Genomic DNA, 6,610 nt, shown 5'->3' with positions numbered 1-6,610 from the left:
GTCCCAACTCCGTGCGCGGGTCGAATGAAAACGCCCTTCCACCCGCGCCGAGCAACACGTCGCCCACCGCCAGCACGCCGTCCGCCGGCGAGCCTTTGTCCACGGTGGTGATCTTCACCTGCCGCGCATCGGAGGTCACCATCTTGTCGCAAAACATCCAGCCGCGCGCCCCGGTGGGGCTGAGGTTCCAGTCGTGCTTGGCATCCGCGGGAATGGCATCGCCTTTAGTGAAATCCGGCATGGTCAGCGTTTTGCCGCCGCTCGCGCCGAGCGCGGACGAAGCGAAGCCGAGGCCGAAGCACGCGGCGCAGACAAGTGCGAGGGATTTGTTGATCATGGTGCGAGTCTTCATTGGGAATTGGTCCTGCAAATTATTGGCCCGGCTTGATCCAGATGTTGCGGAAGACGACGGGGTTCCCGTGGTTTTGCAGGAACACCGGCCCGTCAGGTGCCGTGAGCGGACGCGAGAACGGGGCGGCGGTGGTGAAGTCCTTCGGGAGTTCGAGGTTCTCGTGGACCACCACGCCGTTGAGTTTGACGGTGATGCGCGGCCAGGCGGTGCGTTTGCCGGCCTCATCGAATTTCGCCGCGATGAACTCGACGTCGTAGGTCTGCCAGGCGAGCGGCGGCAGGCACATGTTCAGGCGCGGCTTGGAGACGGAGTAGATGCCGCCGCATTCATTGTCGCGGCCTTCGAGGCCGAACGAGTCGAGGATCTGCGTCTCCCAGCGGCCGCTGTGATACACGCCGCTGTTGCCGCGACCCTGGCCGCGCGCGGCGGGCATGTAGGGCGCGCGGAATTCGAGATGCAGCGTGTAATCCGTGAAGCGCCGCTTGCTCGTGCAGTCCGTCGCCTGCAAAAGGCCGTTGTCCACTTTGCCCTTCTCCCATTCGTCCGCATTCGATCCGTCGAAGAGCACCACCGCGTCTTGTGGTGGCTTCGCGCCCAATGTCGGACTGCTACGCTCGGTGCGTTTCAGTTCCTTCTTCGTGCCGCCCGTCTCGCTCAAGACAAGCCGGCCGTTCGCGATTGCGGCGGTGAATTTCCCGACCTCGTCCTTCAAGGCGACGGTGTCCGCCTCCCGGCCACCCTTGAGAACGCGCCGCGCTTTTCCCGGCTCCCAGCCGGCGCCGGGCAGGCCGCCTTCGAGCAGGTAGCCGTCGAACTTGCCCGCGCCGAGCGCGACCACCTGCATTCCCATCCCGTCACCGGCGTACTCGCCCTGGATGGTGAAGTCCGTGTCTTCACGCGATGCGGTCGCGGGATCGGTCCACACCTTGTTGGGAACGCGCGGTTCAGCGGCCGCCGCCGCGAAGGTGATGACGCTCAAGACGCAGCTAAGGCAGTAGGCGAATGATGTTTTCATGGGATAATGGTTTGAGATTCAGACCAACTCTTGTTGTTCATCGGTGAAATTAAATGTGGCGTTCTTCCTCACCCCGAGACTGTTCGCGCTTTGCACCCTGGAATCCATGCTGGCTGACAGAAAGAAGAGGGCAGGAAAAAATGTCCCTTTTTCCGCCCCTGCCTTTCTGTCGGTTGTCCGGTTCATGAAAAAGGAGCGCAGACGATGCCACCGAACAACATCAGCAGTTGGTATCAGGTGTGGCATGAGTTGTCTTTTGTTCCCGGCGTCAAAGCGTTTCGCCGAAGCGCCAGCCTTCGCGAGCGGGTTCCTTGACGAAGGCGTTCAGCTCCGGGCGGTTGGTGATGCGCCCGGCCTTCGCGTTCCACTCGATACGCGTGTTGAATCGCTGTGCCAGCACGCCCAGCAAAATGATCTCGGTGAGATTCGCCGAGACTTTGAAATTCGATCCCGGCTCCGGCCCCTCGCCTTTGATGGCCCGCAACCACTCGCGAAACGGCCCGCCCGACACGCGCGGAATCGTCTTCGGCGGCGGACTCTTCTTCCACGCCTCGCGGACGTCATCGGGCAGAATGAGCGGTGCCCCGGCGTGCGTGCCGCAGCCGAGCAGGCCCTTGGTGCCGACCAACCAGCAGGCGCGATCGAGGTGGGAGGCGTCCTCCGCGCCAAAAGCATCAATGCGCCCAACCTTCTTCCAATCCTGCGGTCCGTCGAACCAATCGAGCCTCACCGGCCCGCGCGCACCCTTGGCGGGAAAGTGAAATCGGACATGGCTCGCGCTGGGAATCACGCCCTCCAGCGATTTCTCGCGCCGCAAACACTCGACCGCCGTGGGCGGATCGAGATCGAGCGCCCACACCGGCGTGTCCAGCGTGTGGCAGCCGAAGTCGCCGAGCATCCCGCAACCGAAGTCGTAAAACGCGCGCCACTTCAGCGGCAGATAATCGCGACAAAAATCCCGCTGCGCCGCCGGCCCAAGCCAGAGGTCCCACGCCAGTCCGTCCGGCACCGGCGAGGAAGGCGGCGGCATCGTGGCGGGATTGCCGAAGTGCTCTCCGCCCATCTGCGGCCCGCTGTTGCGGCAGAACACCTGAGAGACTTCACCAATCACTCCGGCGCGCACCGCCTCGACCGAGTTGCGGATGCCCTCGTCGGCGTGGCCCTGATTGCCCATCTGCGTGATGACTTTGTAGCGCTCCTTCGAGCGGGCCAGCGTGCGGCACTGCCAGATGTTATGCGCCAGCGGCTTCTGCGTGTACACGTGAATCCCGCGCTCCATCGCCATCTGCGTGGCGGCGAAGTGCGTGTGGTCCGGCGTCGAAACCACCACCGCGTCAATCTCCCGGTGCATCTTGTCGAGCATCACGCGGAAGTCGTCGAAGAACGGCTGGTTGGCGCGCCAGTTCTTCATGTTCTCCGCGCACTGCGCACGGTCCACGTCGCAGAAGGCGACCAGGTTCTCCTGCGAGCAACCCTGCTGGTACGGCTGCTGCGCGATCCACCCGCCGGAGCCGATGAAGGCAATATTGAGTTTGCCATTCGCGGACTTGCCGGGCTTGGCGATGGCGAAGGGCACGGGTGCCAGGCCGGCCGCGACACCGGCGACAGTTTTCAGGAAGGTTCTGCGTTTCATAAATTGGGGCTGAACAGCGTTCTGGAGTCAGGTTGCAATGTTACGACACCTTGAGGCCCTAGGCCACGACCATATCCGGTTTGTTCTGGCCCTCTTTGACGGTGTATCGGCCCGGCGCATAGACGCGCGGGACGAAGCTCTCCGTCTGCGAACGCAGGGTGTGGGTGGAGCAGTAGAGCGTGAAGAGACGAGTCGTCATAAATCAGGCCTATTGAGTTGTCGGAATTCTGCCACCGCTTCGCCCAGGCTTCTACAATCTCTTAGCTTGCGAATATGCTCCGGCCTGGTGCCGCAACAGCCGCCCACAATCTGCGCCGGCCAGGTTTGAGCACATCGCAAGTAACCATCCGGGTTTACGGCGTCCGTGTTGATCCAGCCGTCCTTCTCGTCGGCGTAGCCAATGTTGCCATAGGCAATGAGCGGAAAATCGGGGCCGCAGACAGCCTGCAACTCGGCCAGTGGTTTGGCCAGAGTGTGAGCCGGACCGCAGTTTACGCCCAGGGCATTCACGCCCAGCGGCATCAACATTTCCGCGGCAATTGCCACGGATTCGCCCGACAGGATTCGGCCTTCGCGGCCGCACACAAAACTAACCCAGGCAGGCAGGCCGGTGGCTGTCGCCAGTTTGGCCGCGATGACGGCTTCCCGGATTGAATTCATCGTCTCGATCAACAGCAGGTCAACGCCCGCATCCACGAGATGCTGGATGCGCTCGGAGTGCTCGGCGCGGCATTCGTCATCGGGCGGCACCAGGTCGGGGCGATAACAATCTTCCAGTGGAGCCACCGAGCCGGCCACTCGTGCAGGTTGGCCAAATTCGGCGACCGCCTCTTGGGCGGTCGCCACCGCGCGCAGGGTCAATTCGCGCGCGTCGTGTCCTTTGCCCGCCAGCACCCGGCGATGGGTGCGAAAGGTGTTGGCGGTGAGGATGTCCGCGCCCGCGTTCAGGTAGTCCAGATGTATCTGGCGCAACGTATTCAACCCGGTGTCAGTGGTGAGCGCATTCGCCGACCACAACGGCAAGCCGGTGTCCACTCCGTGCCGGTTCAATTCCGTGCCGGTCGCACCATCCAGTAAGAGAAGTTCACCCTTCATGGGTTGCCCATTCCGGCGGGGCACTTACCCGCACACCCTCATTCGCGCCGAGGTTCCAGTCGTGCTTCGCGTCTGCGGGAAATGGCGGAGACGCTGCCAGGAAGCGCCAAAAGCGCAGCAGCTGAGAAGGACGTCAGGGACTTGGCCAATGGATAACGACAGGCCTCCGCCTGGCCGGAGGCGTCGGTGGTCACGCGCCACATCACCTCGCCCTGCTCGTAAAACTGGATCAGAGCGTCCGCCACGGCCTTCTCATCGGGATCAGTGACTTTGAATTCCACCGTGGCTTGCTCTCCTGGCAGAGGTTGAAAGAGGAATTGCCAATCCACCGCCTCATTCTTGAGTTTGACCAGACAGGAGTTTCGGCCTTCGCGGAGTTTGATTGGCAAAACGGGAGGAACACCGAAGCGTGCCGGCGCGTCTGTTGGCGTTGGTGTAAGTTTGGTTCCGTCCAACCAGATGGAAGCCGGGGAGTTGTTCAGAAACCGAAAAGTGGTCTCCCTGGATTGGTCGCTCTCCAGTTGGCAATAAGCATAGGCGACAGACCGATTCTGAATGCCGAAGATCTGCCCCAGATTGACCCAGGCGCTCTTCGATCGCAGTCGAGTCCAGGACAGCCGCCTCCCATCGGCGGTCGTGACGGACTCGCCTTCCTTGGGCCGGAGGTTCGCTTCGCCTCCGAGGCTCGCGAGGAAGTCGGTTTCCATGCCTTGGGAGGGAAAGGGTCCCAGGACGAGCCAGTCCTGGACAACGGAGCCGTCCACGTTGTGCGCCGGCGCTTCGCGATCCGCCGTTTGCGATGTCGCCACCCCGCCGGCCAGCGCGGACGCCAGAAGGCAAGGCCCGAGGATTGTGGTTGCCGAGAGGAAACGTGACATACGCTGCAAACCTCGCCCAGAAACATGTTGCCTCCGGCTCAAGTGGCCGAGGACTTTCAGATTGAAGCACTCACGCTGGAAGAAAGCAATCGCTTCGCCTTGCCCCTTGGGCGCATCTGGACACTGCCACCGAACGTCGTCACTCCCGAATGCGGGCGTAGCGGCGGAGTTGCGTCGCGGGCCGTGCAAATCTCCAAATCCTAATCCTCTAGTATTCTCGGTTCCTCTTAATGCCCGGTTTGGGAACAGGATACTTCCCGTCTGCGCCCAATTGCACGGGCGCGGGAGAATCCTTCGTCAGTTTATCCGCATCCGGCGCGAACTCGTGTTCGGAGTTGAGGATCTCTTCGTAAGTGACCTCTTGCCCTGTGTGCGCTGCCATCCGGCCCATGCTGGTGACCAGGCTGGCTTCCACGCCGCGTTTGACCTCGTTGTAGGGCCGGTTGTTCCGGATCGCATCCACCAGGTCTTCCCATTCGAGATCGTAGGGACTCGGCTCCGGCGCCGGTGGCCGCGAGAAAGCCCAGGCGACGTTCTCGCTGGTGTAGTCTCGCGCGTTCGCATTCTGATCTTTGAAGATGCGGACGCGTCCGGGCGTGTGGCTGTTCGTCGAAACAATCGCGGATCCTTTGCTCCCATGCACGTAACTCGCGAACTCGGCCTTGCACCCGCTCATGTTTCGCCCGTCATAGAACAACTTTGTTCCGTCGGGATACGTGTATTCGACGGCATAACTGTCGAGATTCTGATCCAAGGACTCGCCGCGATAATGCCGGCCACCGAGCGCGTGCGCCTTCACCGGCCAGGCGTTCTTCATCCAGGAACATTCGTCGATCTGGTGGATGTAATAATCGCTGAACGCCCCGCCGCTGGCCCACAGAAATGCGTGGAACCTCTGGATTTGATAATACAACTCGCTGAGCGGCCCATTGTTCTTTCGAGCCAAAGCCGATGCACCGGACATGCGATAAGCGCGCATCGCAATGATGTCCCCGATCTGGCCATCCTGAATCCGCTGCCACAATTCCTGGCGGCCCTTGCAATGGCGGATCATCAGGCCGACGCCGACCTTCATGTTCTTCGCCATGGATTCTTCGCCCAACTTGAACATGCGGCGTGACGTGGGGCCATCGACTGTGACCGGTTTTTCCATGAAGACGTTGAGGCCTTTCTTGACCGCGTAAGTGAAATGCACCCAACGGAACGCCGGGGGCGTAGCGAAGATCGCCACGTCATTCGGTTTGAGCGAATCCATCGCTTTCTCGAACGCATCGAGCCCGATGAATTTCCGTTCCTCAGGCACATCCATCTGGCTGGAGTATTTCTTGTTCAGATTGTTGAAACTGCTGTTCAGCCTGGCCTCGAACACATCCGCCATGGCGACCAGCTTGATCGGGCCTTGCTTGGAAGTCTTGAGCGCATTTTCGGCTGCGCCCGAACCGCGCCCGCCGCAGCCGATCAGGGCCAGTTGAATGGTGTTGTCCTCGGCGGCGTGGACATGAGGAAGCGCAACGCCAGCCAAGGCTGAAGCGGTGGCCAGTTTGCCGGTAGTTTTCAGAAATTCACGACGAGAAGTGGGGTGTGTTAAAGGAGTATTCATAGCTGATAAAGTAAGGATGCTGACGCGCAGGCCTTTA

Annotated in this window: 7 protein-coding genes; 1 reads left to right on the top strand and 6 read right to left on the bottom strand. The window is 61.4% G+C overall.

All coding sequences use genetic code 11. The features are described from left to right. The 5 genes from FJ398_05225 to FJ398_05205 all read right to left on the bottom strand — a co-directional run. Positions 1–337, bottom strand: a 337-nt coding sequence (locus FJ398_05225; protein ID MBM3837356.1) for an acetylesterase, incomplete at its 3' end; no start/stop codon positions are given. A 34-nt stretch (positions 338–371) separates the two neighbouring features. Next, positions 372–1,367 (bottom strand): DUF1080 domain-containing protein, encoded by a 996-nt coding sequence (locus FJ398_05220; protein ID MBM3837355.1) that lies wholly within the window; start codon positions 1,365–1,367, stop codon positions 372–374. Between the two features lie 268 nt (positions 1,368–1,635). Then, positions 1,636–3,000 (bottom strand): Gfo/Idh/MocA family oxidoreductase, encoded by a 1,365-nt coding sequence (locus tag FJ398_05215; GenBank protein ID MBM3837354.1) that lies wholly within the window; start codon positions 2,998–3,000, stop codon positions 1,636–1,638. A gap of 195 nt (positions 3,001–3,195) precedes the next feature. Further along, on the bottom strand, positions 3,196–4,095 hold the full coding sequence (locus tag FJ398_05210; GenBank protein MBM3837353.1) for a homocysteine S-methyltransferase family protein: 900 nt from the start codon (positions 4,093–4,095) through the stop codon (positions 3,196–3,198). Between the two features lie 38 nt (positions 4,096–4,133). Continuing rightward, positions 4,134–4,973, bottom strand: coding sequence for a hypothetical protein (locus FJ398_05205; protein MBM3837352.1), 840 nt, complete (start codon positions 4,971–4,973; stop codon positions 4,134–4,136). A gap of 24 nt (positions 4,974–4,997) precedes the next feature. Here FJ398_05205 and FJ398_05200 point away from each other — a divergent pair, with 24 nt between their 5' ends. Further along, positions 4,998–5,177: a hypothetical protein gene (locus FJ398_05200; protein ID MBM3837351.1), complete on the top strand. Its 180-nt coding sequence runs from the start codon at positions 4,998–5,000 to the stop codon at positions 5,175–5,177. Positions 5,178–5,181: 4 nt separating this feature from the next. On the opposite strand, the gene FJ398_05195 is transcribed toward FJ398_05200, so the two are convergent. Next, positions 5,182–6,573: a Gfo/Idh/MocA family oxidoreductase gene (locus FJ398_05195; GenBank protein MBM3837350.1), complete on the bottom strand. Its 1,392-nt coding sequence runs from the start codon at positions 6,571–6,573 to the stop codon at positions 5,182–5,184. Positions 6,574–6,610 lie beyond the last annotated feature (37 nt).

Source organism: Verrucomicrobiota bacterium (assembly GCA_016871535.1).
GTDB lineage: Bacteria > Verrucomicrobiota > Verrucomicrobiia > Limisphaerales > SIBE01 > VHCZ01.
This window is presented reverse-complemented; position numbering and strand designations above follow the sequence as displayed.